We start from the raw sequence: 14,113 nt of genomic DNA, 5'->3' as shown, positions 1-14,113 counted from the left end.
TAAGATGTCTTCTGGGGAATCACAGCCGACAAGCAGCTGGTCGATGAGTTTGTCTGATATTGGCATTCTGATATCCTTCTTCGATATTGTTAAGAATGCCATTTACACAGATATTTTTACACTCTCGAGGTAAAACTCGCCACCTTGATTCAAGGTGACTTATCCGCAGCTAGAGAGAATACTTCCCTCTCTTTTATTTTTTATACAAGCTTCTTGCCTTTATAGCCTCATCAACTCCTTCAATTCGTCGGTAGGCTTTGACGGTTTCTTTATCGCCGCGCTCAGCTTCGACTGGGCTTTTTGATTTAAAATCACTGTATTCGCTTCCTCTACGATACGCCTTGCTGCTTCTGAAGCTTGATTGATAATAAACGCCGTCAAACTAATACCGCTAATTGCCGCAGCTCTCTCAAGCTCAGATTTGACTTGCTGACTTGTTTTCAATTCAATGCGGGCTCGCTTTCCTGCATTTTTTGGTCCTGTTGCTGCTTGCATTGCAGGCCTCCTAAATTCTAATTACCTATTTTTCATAGTGACAGAGTCACATTCCGTAGTATCTACGTATAAATTCCATGCAAATAAAACATAGCACAAGAGTCCGTAATAGTACGGATTCTTGTTGTGAGTTTGGGTAGGCGAGGTCGCCTGTTTACTTTATTTGAGAGCCGGAAGGTAGTTTAAGAAAAATCGAAGAGTAACAGCCACACAAATACCACCTAGCTTTTAGTATCATCTATTTCTGTAAATTATCATCTATTTCTGTAACTGACACCTTACTTACTTAATTTGGGGTCGTCACAGCTGACATCAAACGACTTACCCCATTGTTTTGCTCTAATTTTGAAACTTTGTACCCGTGATTTGTTTTGCGATAAGTATTGCTACTGTTTGCGCAAACACCATATATAGAATGCTGAACGTAAATAACACCACGTTGAAATCATCACCGAAAGAAGACCGTTCAATTCCCAATAAATCACGCACAAGGTGTGAGAGCAAAACGAATGTTGCTAACAACCCAACCAGGTAAGGTATTACGGCCTCAGTAAACTTGAAATTTTTTGTTACCGGAATCAATACCAGAATAGCCACTAACAAAAGGTTATCTACAACGTAGGAAGAAAATGCCCCGATAGGGCTAATGAGAGCTGGAAGAATAATAGCCATAAGAAATAGCAGTAAAAACAACCCATAGGCTATCAGGCGATTTTTGTAGGGCCCTCGACCCTCTTGCTGCTCTTCTTTGTAGCGTTGATACGTGCTGCGTAATGACATTGTGCTGTTACCTCGTTTATGAAATTTCAATGGCTGTATATTACGACTGTGTGAGGGCTTTTAATGCAATACTTTTCTTGTGCTCACCATGTTGAGCAACTACGAAGGTTAAGTCACGTTCCCGTAGAACCTTTTATTCCTTCGCTACTTTTCTGCGTTTTCTGGCACTGTAAATGCAATGCCATAGCCATTCGTTACGATTTTCATCTTGAGTGCAACCGCGATAACTGAGCAACAGGTTAACGTAATAGCTGCCCCTATTAGGCCATAAGACATAAAGCTTGCCGCTGGAGAAATATGACTAAAGAGCTGGCTGATTGGTCCATCTGCAGGAGCAAGGCTTGCCGAAGCGTCACGCGCTTTTATCCACCCGAGATAAAAGGAGCCGACTATACCTGTAGATGCTACAAGGTTAAGAATTATTTCTTTGATTTTCATAATTCGTCAATTCCTCGGTTTAATATACCAATTGAAATTAGGTAGTTTTTGCGACCAATTATTCATCACTATGGCAGCCTTGGGAGCCGCAAAGGCCAAGCACAGACATATCAGCATCAAAGCTATTTCAAAAATAACCATAAAAGGCAAAAGCAGTACTTTTGGATTCAGCATTATGACCTCGCTTGATTATTGTTAGTTAAAGTTAACTTACCACAAGTCGAAATCGACGCCATTTATTGCGCCAGCTTCGTCTTGGTCTATTCCTCTTTTGGACCAAGTATCTGCCGTGCTTCATCCGTCAATTGTCTGTGTCGCTTCATTAAATCTCTTAAACGAGGGTTGTCGTGGTTTGCGCAACCGGCCAGCGCCATGTCGGCAGTTTGATCCGCAATTTCCTGTAATTGCTTGAATATTACCGACACTCGATTCATCGCTTTATCCATTGGGTCTACCACTTTCAACTTACCAGTGCACGAACACGCGCCAGTGCATCTTCAATGACGTTACGCTGGGCTCTCTCGATGAACCTTACCCCTCGGCTCTCATAGTCGATGATTTTCACTTGCTGGCAAAGCACAACACCTTGTGTTTTCGTGCCAGCCCCTAGCTTTACTTCAAAGCCGTGGCCACGCACCGTTGACGTTATGGGTGCGACCAGAGCAAGTTGAATTTGGTTATTGAATGGCTCCGGCGATAACACCAAGGCTGGCCTTTGTCGGGCCTGTTCATGGCCAGCGGACGGATCAAAGTCTGTGAACACAATGTCCCCTCTTTGTGGGATATACCTCTTGCTCACTCGACCACCTCTGTACCTACAGGGCTATCGTTCAGCCATGCTTTATCCTGTTCATCCAGGACCATCGCTTCAGGCTCACACTGCGCTAATAACTCGTCTAGCGAATACTCGGCCTTACTAAATGGTTCTAAAACAATTCGACCATTTTCGGCTTTAACGTCCATCTGGTCGTTCTCATTCAGGTTTAACTCTCGAAGAAGCGCAGCGGGAATTATCGCGCCCTTTGAATTTCCAAATTTACGAATAGCTGTTTTCATAAACACCTCCGTTACAACAATATAATAACTATAACATAGTAAACTACCGTTGCAACAATGTTATTACGTGCCGTAGAAATTCACTACAATTAAAGATTCTCTGGTGATAATTTAGGGTGACAGATAATAACAGTTATCTGTATAGATAAAGTTGCTGTATGCTAATTTCATGGTTTAATGGTTTCTTTAGTAACACCCGAATATTTCAAATTCAATATTTACATAGAAAGGTCGTCGAATGAGAAAGTGGTCTGGTGGATTAACAAAACACCCAACAGGTTGGTTAGCGTATGTACCTCGGGAAAAAGGGAGGGGTCTTAGGTTTTACAGCTCGTGCAAAAAAACCGCATTACAATGGCAAGAAGAAAATGGCTTTTCAATATGGGGGGAGAAGTGGCCGGAAATAAAAAAGAACGGTGTTTGTCGAATGACTGAACGCGCAACAAGGTCAAAACGAACCCGTAAGTCAATAAAAATTGCAGACGGTGTTGTTGACAGGACTGTATATCGGATCACTAAAGCCGGTTCACTTAGCACGAGTTATCAGATACAAGTTAACTATATGACGCTCACCAACGGTGAAAAAAAACAGCGTACGAAAACCATTAGTTACGGGTCGAAAAAATCAGGGCGTGAACGTGAAGAAGCTATAAAGATTGGGTTAGAGCTACGAAATAATAAAGTAAATAAGTACCTTATGGAGCTTAAAGAATTCAATGAGTAATTTAATTAGCGCAAATAACCACCTCGAAGCCTCTGAGCTAAGCGTAAACCAAGAGGAAATAAAAAAAGAACTTGTTTTCTTTAAGGAAGAAGTGCTAGACCAAGCGCCTGCGAATACTCGTAAGGCTTACCTAAGCTCATACCGAGTGTATGAAAGCTTTCTTAACGAGCGCTACATAACGAGTTTGCCGCGCGAAAAACACGCCCTACGCGCACACGCTCTTGACTACATCGACTTTTTATTGGCAAGAGGTGATTCGCGTTCAACAGTAAAATCCCGCTTGTGGGTAATGCGCTCAGTCCATGGTCATGCAGGCCTACCATCACTAGAACAAGATCCCTCATTAAAAAAGGCTATTCAACTAAGATTAAACCTCCACCGTACAAGTAGGCAATTACAAGCCAAACCTCTGCCTGTAGAGCTTTTAAATAGAATAACAACGACGCCTAACACTGATCCTGCCGTCATCCGTAACAAGTGTATTGTAAACGTAGCTTTTGATACCCTCGGTCGCGCTAGTGAAATAGCGGCCTTAAGGTGGGAGCACGTTGGTAAAAACAACGTGTTAATAGAGCGCAGTAAAACTGACCAAGAAGGTGTAGGTCGTGAATGCTTCTTATCAAAAACATCTATTGAGTTACTAAGTGATTTACGTAAGCACAGCCCAATGAATAGCCCCTTAATCTTCAGGCCAATGGTAAATCACCATAAATTCAATACCGACACAGGTCCTCAAGATGTATTAAGCTACCATGCCATGCTAAATGCATTAAGGTCTTCGATAGCATTGGCAGGGGAAACAGAGCCAGAGCTATATTCATTCCACAGCACACGGGTCGGCGCCGCTGTTGCAATGCGTGAGAATGGCGTACCTTTACTGGAAATCATGCAGGCTGGTGGTTGGAAGTCTGAGGCGATGGTCTTGCGTTATACAGAAGCGATTGAGCTGGAGAAATCAGGCGCAGTGTCGCTTTCGAGAACTCTTGGTCGGTGATACCCCCCTATTTGATCGCAATAATAAATTATTAAATAAGGATAGCGAGATTAAGAAACGCTCTTGCTTCTTCTGGGTGGCGATTTTCAGGTGTAAAAAAGCCAGGGAGTCGGATTTCGACTCTCACTGGCTTTTCTATTCTTTAGCGCGTGTCTAATGCTCACGCAAAACCCATGACAGGTTCTAAATTTAGGTACCTACCGTTTCCGGCGCTTACCTTTTACTTCTTTGCTTCGTTAACCTCAGCAAAGAAGCGGTCTTTGTTCAAATAAAATACAACCACGACCGTAGCTAAGGCTACGAGTGGGAATCCCCTAAAAGGATTGCTTATGATCTAGCTCTTAATGTATCCCTTTTTCCACATCCACAAAACAACCGCAAATGTGGCTATAGGTATTAACCATGGCACGATCAAAATAATGTCATTCATAATTACAAGACCTCTTTGTTATCTTGCTTTAGCATCCAGGTTACTATAAACAAGGCTAAAAATCCAGCAATTGCAATCATCCCAAACATTAATTGAAAGTGGTCTTCTAGCAAGTTTAGAGCGATCTTGATTTGCTCCTCCTTACTGATTCTTACCACTTCAGTTTTTTGCACTTGAATTTCCATTTTATTGCTCCTACCCGTAAAGGCGTTAATTTTGGAGCAAAACAGACACACTTCTCCCCCAAGGGGCAAAGTACAGACGTGTCCGTAATGCCCCGTGGGGATGGTCGTTATGAAGCCAGTGAAGCGGCTCGCATGACCTCAGATATTTTTTCTTCAGCCTTAACTAATGAAGTTACCTGGTGAAGAGGGTACCAAGGGTTCCCATGGTATGGCTCTTTAGCTCTGCCGCTAATGTGATATTGAACATCACTCGCGCCAGCCTCTAAAGCCTCCAAAGGAGAGTCATACATGTCTTCATGCGTGACTGTCCCGTCGGCGTCCATGAAAACCCCAACCACTTCCAAGTCGAAAGTGCCAAAGTTCTTTAACTCATTGGTAGTTAAAAAACTATTGGGGGCTTCGTTAAGATAAATCTTCTTTCCTTTACGTCGCCCGGTTTTGGAAAACTCAACAAACAAATCAACATAGTTGATGTGAGATGTTGTTTTTTCAATAAAATTTAATGCACTCATGTTAGTACTCCTTGCCCGTAAAGGCTTAGTTTTGGAGCAAAACAGACACACCTATCCCCAAAGGGGCAAAGTACAGACGTGTCCGTAATGCCCCTTGGGGTTTGTTTAAGTCCAAAGGGTGTTGAAAACACCGGCAAATGAACTTTTTGAACTTTTATTTGTTTTGTCATTCAACCAGCGTTTTTGCTCGCCGGTTACGAATGACTCTTCTTTTGGGGTTAGGCCTAACCCCTTCATTACAGCTAGGTGGTCACAATTTGTGTGGATGAAATCCCACACGCTTTGACCTAATTTTTCCTCCACTGCCATTTCGCAGTAGAAGAAAATTGGCCATTCTGGCTCAGAGGTTTCATATTTTATCACCTCTAACCCGTTCAGCAGTTGCTGGCCATCACGAGTCACAAACTTACGTAACCCGTCATAAATGGCACGTCTTGTGCCGTTTATGATGACCTTGCCCTTCCGGGCATCGACAAACAAATAGCTGCCACTATTTGTCTGCCACCCGAAATAGGTGGCTTTAAATTCACCTTCTTCATTAATTCCGTGACGCATTCGACACGCGTCACGTATGAATTGAGTTGGCTTTACTTCCTCCAGTGAATTCATTATCAAACAGGCATTAAAACTATCGCCTGCTGCTAATAGCAGACATCTTATGATGTCTACAGTTTTAGCGTTTGCTTTAAAAGTAACTTTCATGTCTTACTCCTGCCCGTAGGCGTTAAATATTAAGGAGCAAAACAGACACACTTCTCCCCCAAGGGGCAAAGTACAGACGTGTCCGTAATGCCCCGTGGGGTTAATTAAATTATGTCAATTGCGACTAACAGCCCTACTTTGCTGGGCTTTGTGTTCATCGATGTACTGCTGATCATATCCAATACGAATATGATGCATTGCAGTATCGATCCAATCGACTGCATCGCGATGAGGATAAAAGGGGAAATCCTTTCGTCGTTTCTCCAAATAATCCCCAAATTCAGAAAATAGATCTCTGTACTCGAGAGTCGAACCACGCAAAAACGTGTCTTCGAGTTTTCGATTAAAAGATTCATCTTCTTTTGCTTTAGTTATTGCCTTTTCAAGCAATCCTAAAGCACCGATGTGCCCTAACGACATAAGGTAATGCTTTAATTTCTCAAGCGTGACCTCTATCGAGTAAGGGTTCTGAGCGTTTCGAGCCTGCGATGGCGTTATATTCTCAAGCATACGATTTCTCCTATGCATGAGTGCGCGATTGCTGGGTTGTTACTCCCATACTGCGCTCAATAACACCCTGCTCAGCAAGCAGAGAATGATGAGGCGCCCGTACAGTTACCCGTACACCTCGTGTTTGACTATCTAACATGCTCACAACCATGATGTAGCTTTGGTTGTAATAGATAATCTTCTTTTCTCTACCTTTAACTACCGAAGCAAAATGCCTCAAGTGGTCGTTCGGGCAGCGCTGATTTAAAGTCATAATCGTATGAATGAAGTGAGGCTGACTCATGATAAGCCTCCTACTTGCATTCCCATTGGCTTGGTTCGAGTAGACGTTACATCTGCAAGATGCACACGTTTTCCCTGCCAATACCGAAGCCGATTGTTGCAACGCACGCTAAGTGCCTTTTTCATACTCGTTCCACGCCATAAAGTTGTGGTACCAGCATTCAACTCAACATAACGATTAAGCATTGGCCACCTCCATCTTCCGACGAAGGTACTGAATACGCTCCATGTTCGAGCGCATTGCCAAGAGAATGCTTTTTAGCATCACCTGGCTTTCAGACTTGCGGGCCTGTAAGCGACGGGCGTTCCAGTCCCTCTGAAGCTCCATTGAGGCGTGAATGCCTCTTTGAATATCTTCTAGCGATCGACTGCGAATAGCAGCTTTTACTGCTACTTCATAATTTACTGTGTTCATGTTGTGCTCCTATGCCCAAATGGGCTTAAATTTTTAGGAGCAAACAGACACACCTATCCCCCAAAGGGGCAGGTACAGAACGTGTCTGAATGCCCCAAAGGGTGGGTTTTGTATTAGGCTAATAAACCTTCACTCAATGAGTGCTTAATTGCACCATCAAGATCTGAAAGGTCATTAACACGTTGAAATGACAAATCGCCAAATCCTCGTACAGCATTCGTTTGAATACCGATAGGAATTACGCGAATGCCACATGTTTTTGCAGCTTTAATGGCAGCTATTACAGGTCCAATGCTATCTGGGACGCCGTCCGTAAGAACAAAAAGAAACTTTTTATCCTCATTTCGATTGATTAACTCCAAGATTTCAGCTTGCATAGCCTCTCCCGTTGGAGTTGAGCCGTGCGCAATAGCTGAAAATCGTTGAGCAACCACCTGCTTATCGCCAAAGCGTTTAGCTCGATACAGAACATTCTCATGCCCAACACCGACACCATAAAATGTCGTTTGATTCATGATATTTCCCGCATTTAAGCCATAGGCTATTGCATAAGCAACGTTGCCAACAACTTCTTGGCGATCTCCCTGCATTGACCCGCTTGCATCCACCAAAATGGATACAGCTGCAGTCGGTTCGGGTTTGATAAAGCGTCGCTCGAACACTGATTGCGAGCCTGCTGGAACGCCAGCTAAGCGACGTTTCGCAACACGCTTACCGGTTTGTGCAAACACCCGTTGATTCATTGAAGAGTCAATGAGTGCACGGCGAATGGTTTTATAAACTCGCTTGCCTATCGATTTGCTTGCCACAGAATCAATTTCTAATTCTGTAGGGCATTTCAAAACTTCCCGCAATTGAGTATTGAAGCCGCCAAGGTCAGTTACCCGATCTTCTTTTGCCGCTTCTTCAGCCATTTCACCAAGCTCATTAGCAATGATTTCATGAATATCTTTCACGTCATCATCATCCCCTGCTTCAAGTAAGGCTTTGATAAACTGCTTTGCAGTCTCATTACCATTTTCACCTGAACTAGGTTTAGAGCTTGCGGTTTCGTCGGATTCTTCATTTGAATCTTCAGAGTCACCCTCTGCATCATCGCTTGAATTATCACCCGGCTCGCCGCCAGTGTCGTCGGAGTCATCATCTGAATCACCAGTGTTTCCACTTGTTTCATCGTCCGAATTCCCTTCAGAACCACTTTCTTGATCTTCTTCAGCGTCATCGTCGGAATCGCCAGTGTTTCCACTAGACTCATCTTCTGACGTCTCTTCAGAGCCTTCAGATTCATCGGACTCTTCACCTTCCGGTTCATTGTCAGAATTATCTTCAGCTTCATCTTTCAGAAGCTTCAATATTGCTCGCGCAATATCCAAGCAGTCCTGATTCGATTTAGCCGTGGCAAGCTTTGCAAGCTCAGAGAGGATTGCATCAACTAACTGATCACCTAACTGCTCACGCAGGTTGGCTTCTGCACTGTCAGCCAAAGGACCCAATGCATACTGCTGGTTGATATTAAGCCGCCCCCAATATAAGCAGAAGAATAATACCTGCTCAGTTGGAGTTGGGTTTGCCAAATCCTCAATAGAAGGAAAATGTCCCTTCTCAACGCACATACTGGCAAGCTTATTAAGGTTTATCTTAGCGCCACGCCAAGCCTCCCCTTGTAAACGCTCCATACGAACGTCTTCCAGTGCGTTGCGCAATTTATTGAGTACCGAACATTCAGCTCTAGCACTTTGGCTAACGCTAAAGTTAGTAAAAGCATTGTGACCTAGCTCATGGTCAATATAACCATGGGCCATCGCCACAAAATCGGGGTCAGAAAAATCCCCAGAAGGGATATTGATTCTATCCCCGTTCGTGTACGCCTGCTGGCCACCAATGGTGACTTCACAGTTTTTACCGCCTAACAAGGGTGCAAGCACCTTTGCCAAGCGTTTCATTTTTTGCGCGTTCATGTTGTGCTCCTATACCCAAAACGGGCTTAAGTTTTAAGAGCAAACAGACACACCTATCCCCAAAGGGGCAGGTACAGAACGTGTCTGAATGCCCCTGTGGGGTTAAATGCTTTCTCTGAGCGATTCAATTACAGCGAATGCTGCAATTTCTTGCTCAGATGCTTTTCTATCTTTGATTTAATTCGATTAAATTAAGCCTCGCTCGGCGAAAGACATTACGCTATCAGCTCCCACGATAAAGTGGTCTAACAACGGAACGTCGATCGTCGATAACGCCTCTTTTAATCGTTCAGTCACCCGTTTATCAGCCATCGATGGTTCGTTGACGCCTGACGGGTGATTATGAAAAATTATTAGAGCTGCCGCGTTTTGAGCCAAAACAAGTTTGACAACTTCTCTTGGATAAACCGGCGCGGCATTTATAGTCCCCTCAAATACGATCTCTTTTGAGATCACACGATGTTGAGAATCGAGTAGGATCACTCCAAACTTTTCTCTCTCATCTTCGCGGTGATGACTTAATAAATAGTCCTTTACTGCATCCGGTCTAGTAAACTTTGCTCCTTTCCGCATCTTGGATGCGGTAATGGATCTCGCCATTTTCAAAATATCTTCCTCTGACACATTTGTTCTAAGAACATTGTATGTACCTTCGGTTGATTTTATTAAGTTATGTAATTTCATGTTGTGCTCCGAATACCCAAAATGGGCAAAATTGCGGAACAAACAGACACACCTATCCCCAAAGGGGCAGGTACAGAACGTGTCTGAATGCCCCTTGGGGTTTAAAAGTTTGTGGCCTAAGCCAATTTTAAAGCAGCTAATTCGCATCAAAAGGTGGTATGCCTTTCATGGTGATTAGAAGCCGCTGTCATAACTGTGAAGTTATCGCTTTTAGTATCCTGCCAGCTGGCAGTCGAAGTTGATTAATATCATCTTCATTGGTAAATCGTTCAGACCATCGCCTGATGAATACACACCTCAATGCACATTCATTAAACGACGAAACTGGAAAGAGAGGGGTTTAGGGCGTAAACCCTAAACCTCAATCTCCAGGTTATCTTCTGCAATGCTTACGCATGGCAGAATCTCCCCTTTTCTGACATAAGCCAACGGCTGAGCCCCGTAAGAGGCTTTGCCGTTTGACTTACACCGACAAGCACCACAAAAACCATCCCTACAATGGTTCGTTGCTCGAATCCCTGCTTTTTCAAGCGATTCAAGCACGGTTCCATGACTTGGGATTTTTCTCGTGCCGTTTTGAGTGTGAACGGTGATCATCATGACTCACCTCCATACACTTTCCAGTCTGGATGCAAAGGTTGAGGGAAAACCCCTTTTACCTTTCCAACCAAGACGTCATTCCAATCCGCTTTCGCTTCAGGAACATTCGGCACGTAGATAAATGCATTCACGTTTTGAGATTTCAAACGCTCAAGCATTCTTTGTGCTGCTTCTTCACCCGCTTTGTTTGGATCTTTATCAGCCCAAATCAGGACCACATCAACGCCGGAGCAATTAATGTTTTCCATCAAACGGTCTGAAATACCAATCCACATCGGACACCCGGTTTCTTGTCGAACGCTTAGGCCTGTTTCCAAACCTTCGCATACGCCAATCACACGACCATAAGGTGTGTTAACCGGTTCATCTAACGGGATGCAGCCACCTGTCGGCGCGCGATCAGCTGAAAACATCAACTTCGAGTTTTCAAGCTTCGCCTTGCGTCCGCTCTTCGTTAAGAACGTCCGGTGCATCGTTAAGGGCTTACGCTCTTTGTCGATGACCATGCTGCATAACCCTTGCATACGAGTCGCATATTTCTGCGTCCCGTCGTTGTAATACAACTCAGGGTTATACATGACCTTCTTGTGAAGAAATTCAAGCGGCATGGTGATTCCACGACTGCGCAAATACACCTCGCCGGGCGTACCAATTATGCTTACGCAATTTCGGTAGTTCCGACGAAGACGCTCTTTACGCTCTTCCGCTTCTTCTGGAGAGCAATAGGGGCGGTTTCTAACCTTTTTTACTACACGCTCAGCGTGTAAAGAGTCGATCGTTACGCCACCTAAGATACCCTCAATATCTTTTAATACTTGGCTTACCGATTGCCCGGTATACCAAGTTAACAGAGAAATTCCATCTGCAATGCCTCGAACGTCATTGTGGAATGCACCACCTGTTTCGTTCCAGTCATTACAAAAGCGGAATTTGGTTTTCCCATCTCCTGTTAAAGGACATGGACCGGCTTTTGTCGGTCGTTGCTCCAAATGTTGAGCTAACCCATGGTATGCGCTAAAAACGCGCTGCCAGCCACCTTGCCGAATTACTTCGGCTTTTACTTGTTTTGCGTTTGCCATAAATCCTCCTACCAGGATGTGAGTTATCCCGATACACCCGCAAGTGCAGGCATATTGGTGATAACCCACACCCGAGCTAAAGAATCAGCGACTCACCCCTAAGAGTGAATCACCTCATCAATAGGTGGATTTAATGGCCGTGTGACTGACACCGCCGCCTTTACTTCTCCATTGCCAGTGACAACGGATTTCGTGATTGTCTCGCGCTGCCCCTCAATGCGAGATTGAAGAACGCGATACAGAGGACTGGCTTCAGTGCCGGTAATTAACGTTTTGCTATAGCTCATGATGTGCTCCTATGGCCAAAGGCCAAAATAAAGGGGCATCACGCATGCACTACTCCCCCAACGGGGGAGGTGTCACGAATGACGCCCCGTTGGGGTTTAAAAACTATTTTTAGATAAGCCCTGATAACAGGACTTAGCTAACAACAGTCAAAGAGGTGAGAACGAATTCTCACCTCCCGGTAACGTAGTTAGAAACTACCCCACCCTAGACCATCATCTTCGTCTTCATCATCTTCAAATGAAGATTGATTGAAAGATTCAGATTCAGGCTTAGTGACTGCTTCAGGCTCAGATTTTGGCTCAGGCTCAGCCATTGGCTGCTCAGGAACTTCATCTGGCTCTGATTGAGACTCAGGAGCTTTAGGCTCCGCAGACTCAGTTTGTTGTGGTTCAGGCGTAGAAGTTTCAGCTGCAATATCTTCGTCACTGGTGTCAGTGTTGAAAATATCCTCGCTTTTCACTTCCTCATCGAGCTCTTCAGCTTCCTTACCAAAGTTACGAAGCGTATCCGGATTGGATGCCGCAGCGACAAACTTTGCCATTTCTTGCACTGGCTCACCAGTCACAGGAAATGCTTTAGGAAACTTCAGAATTGCTGCTTCAAATGCTTCAGCAATTGGCTCGATTGACTCATCGATAAATGATAAGTTACTGAGCTTCTTGTGAAGTTTTTGAACGCCTTTCAAAGTTTGGGGAGTAGCCTTTTCTGCTACAGACCAGACTTTCTTGAAAAGCGAAGCAGCTTCTTTTGCCACTTCTTCTATAAGCTGATGCGCCATGTCTTTGGCAACACCATCGCTGGCGTTACCATTTACAAAGTCTAGGTTCGTTGGCGGCATGACCCGAAAACGAAACTTACTAGCAAACTCACGCCCGGATTGACGAAAGCGCTGAATTAAATGCGCAATCTCCGGGTTTGTTTGTTTGTGGCGCTCAACTTCAATGTCGAGACTTGATTCAAGGCGCAAGGCCTCATCCTCAAACTCTTCCTGCAGCATCTTCAGCTCTTTTTCAACAGCCGGCAATAGATTTGCCGGTATTAGGGTTGCCCCTCCATAATAGCTCACTCCGTTGTCGGTTAGGACACGCTGAGCCGCGCCATTAATTCGGTTGCGAAACCGAATTAACTCACGCGGAAGCCACCGAATCGATGATTTAGAAACGTTCTCATTCTTAAGGACGTCCCCTTCGAAGTACCCCTGAGAATCAGGGATAATCCGCTCACCAGTAGATCCCGAAACCTCACAAGCGAGGATGACGGCGCCTTTTTGAAGCGCAGAGCGCTGATCTTCATTCATATTCATGTTGTGCTCCTAAAGCCAAAATGGCTAAAAATTAAGGAGCAAACAGACACACCTATCCCCCAAGGGGCAGGTACAGAACGTGTCTGAATGCCCCGTGGGGTTTAAAGTTTGTGTTTAGACTTCAGTGCCGTTTGCATAACAAACGATTCTTTTCTCTGCGTCGAAATAAAATCCGTTACCAACTTCGGTATAGCCGGACTTCAATTTCTTATTAACCCGCTCATTGAGTGAGTTTAAAGCAGAGTTCACTTGTGCGACGACCCAATGATCGAAAATTCCATTCTTTTTAAAGAATGTCATTAACTGACCATTACCATTTTGGCAAATCGCCCAAAGCTCACCGCCACCGTTTTTTTCTAAAACTTTCAAGCCTGAAAGTATAGAAGTTGGATATGGCGATGGATTCACTGGGTACACGCTAAACTCAAGCTTGTCACCATCAACATGCTTAAGCTCGACGTGTCGATAACCTTCATCACTTACATTGTGATTTCCTGTTATCTTCCAATGCTTAACCGTAGCGTCCATGTCCTCGCCTGTGGCGACGATTTGGATTTTTCCCCCACTCGGAATTGTGGCTAGAGATAAATAAATCTTATCTTCGCCAAAATCCCACGCTTCAAATCCGCTGTAACCGAGTTCACTAATGTAATCCTCAAGTTGCATTGCATTTGAAGT

General features: G+C 44.3%; 21 protein-coding genes. 2 read left to right on the top strand and 19 right to left on the bottom strand.

What is annotated here, in order from left to right; genetic code table 11:
- Positions 1-219: 219 nt before the first annotated feature.
- The 6 genes from M1L23_RS00785 to M1L23_RS00760 all read right to left on the bottom strand — a co-directional run bounded on the left by M1L23_RS00785 (position 220) and on the right by M1L23_RS00760 (position 2,769).
- The gene (locus M1L23_RS00785; protein WP_252625054.1) at positions 220-495 is read right to left on the bottom strand and encodes a type II toxin-antitoxin system TacA family antitoxin; all 276 of its coding nucleotides are present in this window, start codon (positions 493-495) and stop codon (positions 220-222) included.
- A 339-nt stretch (positions 496-834) separates the two neighbouring features.
- Entirely contained in the window at positions 835-1,275 is a 441-nt protein-coding gene (locus tag M1L23_RS00780) for a hypothetical protein (protein ID WP_252625053.1), read from the bottom strand.
- Between the two features lie 144 nt (positions 1,276-1,419).
- Positions 1,420-1,713 carry a hypothetical protein gene (locus M1L23_RS00775; protein ID WP_252625052.1) on the bottom strand — a complete coding sequence of 98 codons (294 nt, stop codon included), beginning with the start codon at positions 1,711-1,713 and terminating at the stop codon, positions 1,420-1,422.
- 260 nt (positions 1,714-1,973) lie between these two features.
- A complete protein-coding gene (locus tag M1L23_RS00770; RefSeq protein WP_252625051.1) occupies positions 1,974-2,159 on the bottom strand; it encodes a hypothetical protein in 186 nt (61 codons plus the stop codon).
- A 14-nt stretch (positions 2,160-2,173) separates the two neighbouring features.
- Positions 2,174-2,512, bottom strand: coding sequence for a type II toxin-antitoxin system PemK/MazF family toxin (locus tag M1L23_RS00765; protein ID WP_338021819.1), 339 nt, complete (start codon positions 2,510-2,512; stop codon positions 2,174-2,176).
- The gene (locus tag M1L23_RS00760) at positions 2,509-2,769 is read right to left on the bottom strand and encodes an AbrB/MazE/SpoVT family DNA-binding domain-containing protein (protein ID WP_252625048.1); all 261 of its coding nucleotides are present in this window, start codon (positions 2,767-2,769) and stop codon (positions 2,509-2,511) included. Before M1L23_RS00760 ends, M1L23_RS00765 begins: the two co-directional genes overlap by 4 nt.
- 238 nt (positions 2,770-3,007) lie before the next feature.
- On the opposite strand from M1L23_RS00760, the gene M1L23_RS00755 reads away from it, so the two are divergent.
- Together M1L23_RS00755 and M1L23_RS00750 are read left to right on the top strand one after the other, a co-directional pair.
- Positions 3,008-3,493: a hypothetical protein gene (locus M1L23_RS00755; RefSeq protein WP_252625046.1), complete on the top strand. Its 486-nt coding sequence runs from the start codon at positions 3,008-3,010 to the stop codon at positions 3,491-3,493.
- Positions 3,486-4,487: a tyrosine-type recombinase/integrase gene (locus M1L23_RS00750; protein ID WP_252625044.1), complete on the top strand. Its 1,002-nt coding sequence runs from the start codon at positions 3,486-3,488 to the stop codon at positions 4,485-4,487. The genes M1L23_RS00755 and M1L23_RS00750 overlap by 8 nt, the downstream gene beginning before the upstream one ends.
- 432 nt (positions 4,488-4,919) lie before the next feature.
- Here M1L23_RS00750 and M1L23_RS00745 read toward each other — a convergent pair whose 3' ends face one another.
- The 13 genes from M1L23_RS00745 to M1L23_RS00685 all read right to left on the bottom strand — a co-directional run bounded on the left by M1L23_RS00745 (position 4,920) and on the right by M1L23_RS00685 (position 14,101).
- A complete protein-coding gene (locus M1L23_RS00745; RefSeq protein WP_252625043.1) occupies positions 4,920-5,102 on the bottom strand; it encodes a hypothetical protein in 183 nt (60 codons plus the stop codon).
- A gap of 107 nt (positions 5,103-5,209) precedes the next feature.
- Complete coding sequence (locus tag M1L23_RS00740; RefSeq protein WP_252625041.1) at positions 5,210-5,614, bottom strand: hypothetical protein; 405 nt, start codon at positions 5,612-5,614, stop codon at positions 5,210-5,212.
- 105 nt (positions 5,615-5,719) lie between these two features.
- Positions 5,720-6,316: a hypothetical protein gene (locus M1L23_RS00735; protein ID WP_252625040.1), complete on the bottom strand. Its 597-nt coding sequence runs from the start codon at positions 6,314-6,316 to the stop codon at positions 5,720-5,722.
- Positions 6,317-6,430: 114 nt separating this feature from the next.
- The gene (locus M1L23_RS00730) at positions 6,431-6,826 is read right to left on the bottom strand and encodes a hypothetical protein (RefSeq protein WP_252625039.1); all 396 of its coding nucleotides are present in this window, start codon (positions 6,824-6,826) and stop codon (positions 6,431-6,433) included.
- A gap of 10 nt (positions 6,827-6,836) precedes the next feature.
- On the bottom strand, positions 6,837-7,109 hold the full coding sequence (locus tag M1L23_RS00725; RefSeq protein ID WP_252625037.1) for a hypothetical protein: 273 nt from the start codon (positions 7,107-7,109) through the stop codon (positions 6,837-6,839).
- Between the two features lie 177 nt (positions 7,110-7,286).
- Positions 7,287-7,523, bottom strand: coding sequence for a hypothetical protein (locus tag M1L23_RS00720; protein ID WP_252625036.1), 237 nt, complete (start codon positions 7,521-7,523; stop codon positions 7,287-7,289).
- A 113-nt stretch (positions 7,524-7,636) separates the two neighbouring features.
- Positions 7,637-9,481, bottom strand: coding sequence for a VWA domain-containing protein (locus M1L23_RS00715; RefSeq protein ID WP_252625035.1), 1,845 nt, complete (start codon positions 9,479-9,481; stop codon positions 7,637-7,639).
- 186 nt (positions 9,482-9,667) lie between these two features.
- Positions 9,668-10,165, bottom strand: coding sequence for a RadC family protein (radC, locus tag M1L23_RS00710; protein WP_252625034.1), 498 nt, complete (start codon positions 10,163-10,165; stop codon positions 9,668-9,670).
- Positions 10,166-10,519: 354 nt separating this feature from the next.
- Positions 10,520-10,765, bottom strand: a complete 246-nt coding sequence (locus M1L23_RS00705; RefSeq protein WP_252625032.1) for a 2Fe-2S iron-sulfur cluster-binding protein — start codon at positions 10,763-10,765, stop codon at positions 10,520-10,522.
- Positions 10,762-11,844, bottom strand: a complete 1,083-nt coding sequence (locus M1L23_RS00700) for a DUF7146 domain-containing protein (protein WP_252625031.1) — start codon at positions 11,842-11,844, stop codon at positions 10,762-10,764. The genes M1L23_RS00705 and M1L23_RS00700 overlap by 4 nt, the downstream gene beginning before the upstream one ends.
- Before the next feature lie 98 nt (positions 11,845-11,942).
- On the bottom strand, positions 11,943-12,131 hold the full coding sequence (locus M1L23_RS00695) for a hypothetical protein (RefSeq protein WP_252625029.1): 189 nt from the start codon (positions 12,129-12,131) through the stop codon (positions 11,943-11,945).
- Positions 12,132-12,319: 188 nt separating this feature from the next.
- Positions 12,320-13,435 (bottom strand): DUF3150 domain-containing protein, encoded by a 1,116-nt coding sequence (locus M1L23_RS00690; RefSeq protein ID WP_252625028.1) that lies wholly within the window; start codon positions 13,433-13,435, stop codon positions 12,320-12,322.
- A 114-nt stretch (positions 13,436-13,549) separates the two neighbouring features.
- Positions 13,550-14,101: a hypothetical protein gene (locus M1L23_RS00685; RefSeq protein ID WP_252625026.1), complete on the bottom strand. Its 552-nt coding sequence runs from the start codon at positions 14,099-14,101 to the stop codon at positions 13,550-13,552.
- Between the last annotated feature and the right edge of the window lie 12 nt (positions 14,102-14,113).

This window comes from Aliidiomarina quisquiliarum, assembly GCF_023922585.1.
GTDB classification, from domain to species: Bacteria; Pseudomonadota; Gammaproteobacteria; order Enterobacterales; family Alteromonadaceae; genus Aliidiomarina; species Aliidiomarina quisquiliarum.
This window is presented reverse-complemented; position numbering and strand designations above follow the sequence as displayed.

Bases quoted from the DNA above. Each gene is read 5' to 3' on its own strand.
- M1L23_RS00785 (WP_252625054.1), bottom strand. From the start codon at position 495: ATGCAAGCAGCAACAGGACCAAAAAATGCAGGAAAGCGAGCCCGCATT.
- M1L23_RS00780 (WP_252625053.1), bottom strand. From the start codon at position 1,275: ATGTCATTACGCAGCACGTATCAACGCTACAAAGAAGAGCAGCAAGAG.
- M1L23_RS00775 (WP_252625052.1), bottom strand. From the start codon at position 1,713: ATGAAAATCAAAGAAATAATTCTTAACCTTGTAGCATCTACAGGTATA.
- M1L23_RS00770 (WP_252625051.1), bottom strand. From the start codon at position 2,159: ATGGATAAAGCGATGAATCGAGTGTCGGTAATATTCAAGCAATTACAG.
- M1L23_RS00760 (WP_252625048.1), bottom strand. From the start codon at position 2,769: ATGAAAACAGCTATTCGTAAATTTGGAAATTCAAAGGGCGCGATAATT.
- M1L23_RS00755 (WP_252625046.1), top strand. From the start codon at position 3,008: ATGAGAAAGTGGTCTGGTGGATTAACAAAACACCCAACAGGTTGGTTA.
- M1L23_RS00750 (WP_252625044.1), top strand. From the start codon at position 3,486: ATGAGTAATTTAATTAGCGCAAATAACCACCTCGAAGCCTCTGAGCTA.
- M1L23_RS00745 (WP_252625043.1), bottom strand. From the start codon at position 5,102: ATGGAAATTCAAGTGCAAAAAACTGAAGTGGTAAGAATCAGTAAGGAG.
- M1L23_RS00740 (WP_252625041.1), bottom strand. From the start codon at position 5,614: ATGAGTGCATTAAATTTTATTGAAAAAACAACATCTCACATCAACTAT.
- M1L23_RS00735 (WP_252625040.1), bottom strand. From the start codon at position 6,316: ATGAAAGTTACTTTTAAAGCAAACGCTAAAACTGTAGACATCATAAGA.
- M1L23_RS00730 (WP_252625039.1), bottom strand. From the start codon at position 6,826: ATGCTTGAGAATATAACGCCATCGCAGGCTCGAAACGCTCAGAACCCT.
- M1L23_RS00725 (WP_252625037.1), bottom strand. From the start codon at position 7,109: ATGAGTCAGCCTCACTTCATTCATACGATTATGACTTTAAATCAGCGC.
- M1L23_RS00720 (WP_252625036.1), bottom strand. From the start codon at position 7,523: ATGAACACAGTAAATTATGAAGTAGCAGTAAAAGCTGCTATTCGCAGT.
- M1L23_RS00715 (WP_252625035.1), bottom strand. From the start codon at position 9,481: ATGAACGCGCAAAAAATGAAACGCTTGGCAAAGGTGCTTGCACCCTTG.
- radC (WP_252625034.1), bottom strand. From the start codon at position 10,165: ATGAAATTACATAACTTAATAAAATCAACCGAAGGTACATACAATGTT.
- M1L23_RS00705 (WP_252625032.1), bottom strand. From the start codon at position 10,765: ATGATGATCACCGTTCACACTCAAAACGGCACGAGAAAAATCCCAAGT.
- M1L23_RS00700 (WP_252625031.1), bottom strand. From the start codon at position 11,844: ATGGCAAACGCAAAACAAGTAAAAGCCGAAGTAATTCGGCAAGGTGGC.
- M1L23_RS00695 (WP_252625029.1), bottom strand. From the start codon at position 12,131: ATGAGCTATAGCAAAACGTTAATTACCGGCACTGAAGCCAGTCCTCTG.
- M1L23_RS00690 (WP_252625028.1), bottom strand. From the start codon at position 13,435: ATGAATATGAATGAAGATCAGCGCTCTGCGCTTCAAAAAGGCGCCGTC.
- M1L23_RS00685 (WP_252625026.1), bottom strand. From the start codon at position 14,101: ATGCAACTTGAGGATTACATTAGTGAACTCGGTTACAGCGGATTTGAA.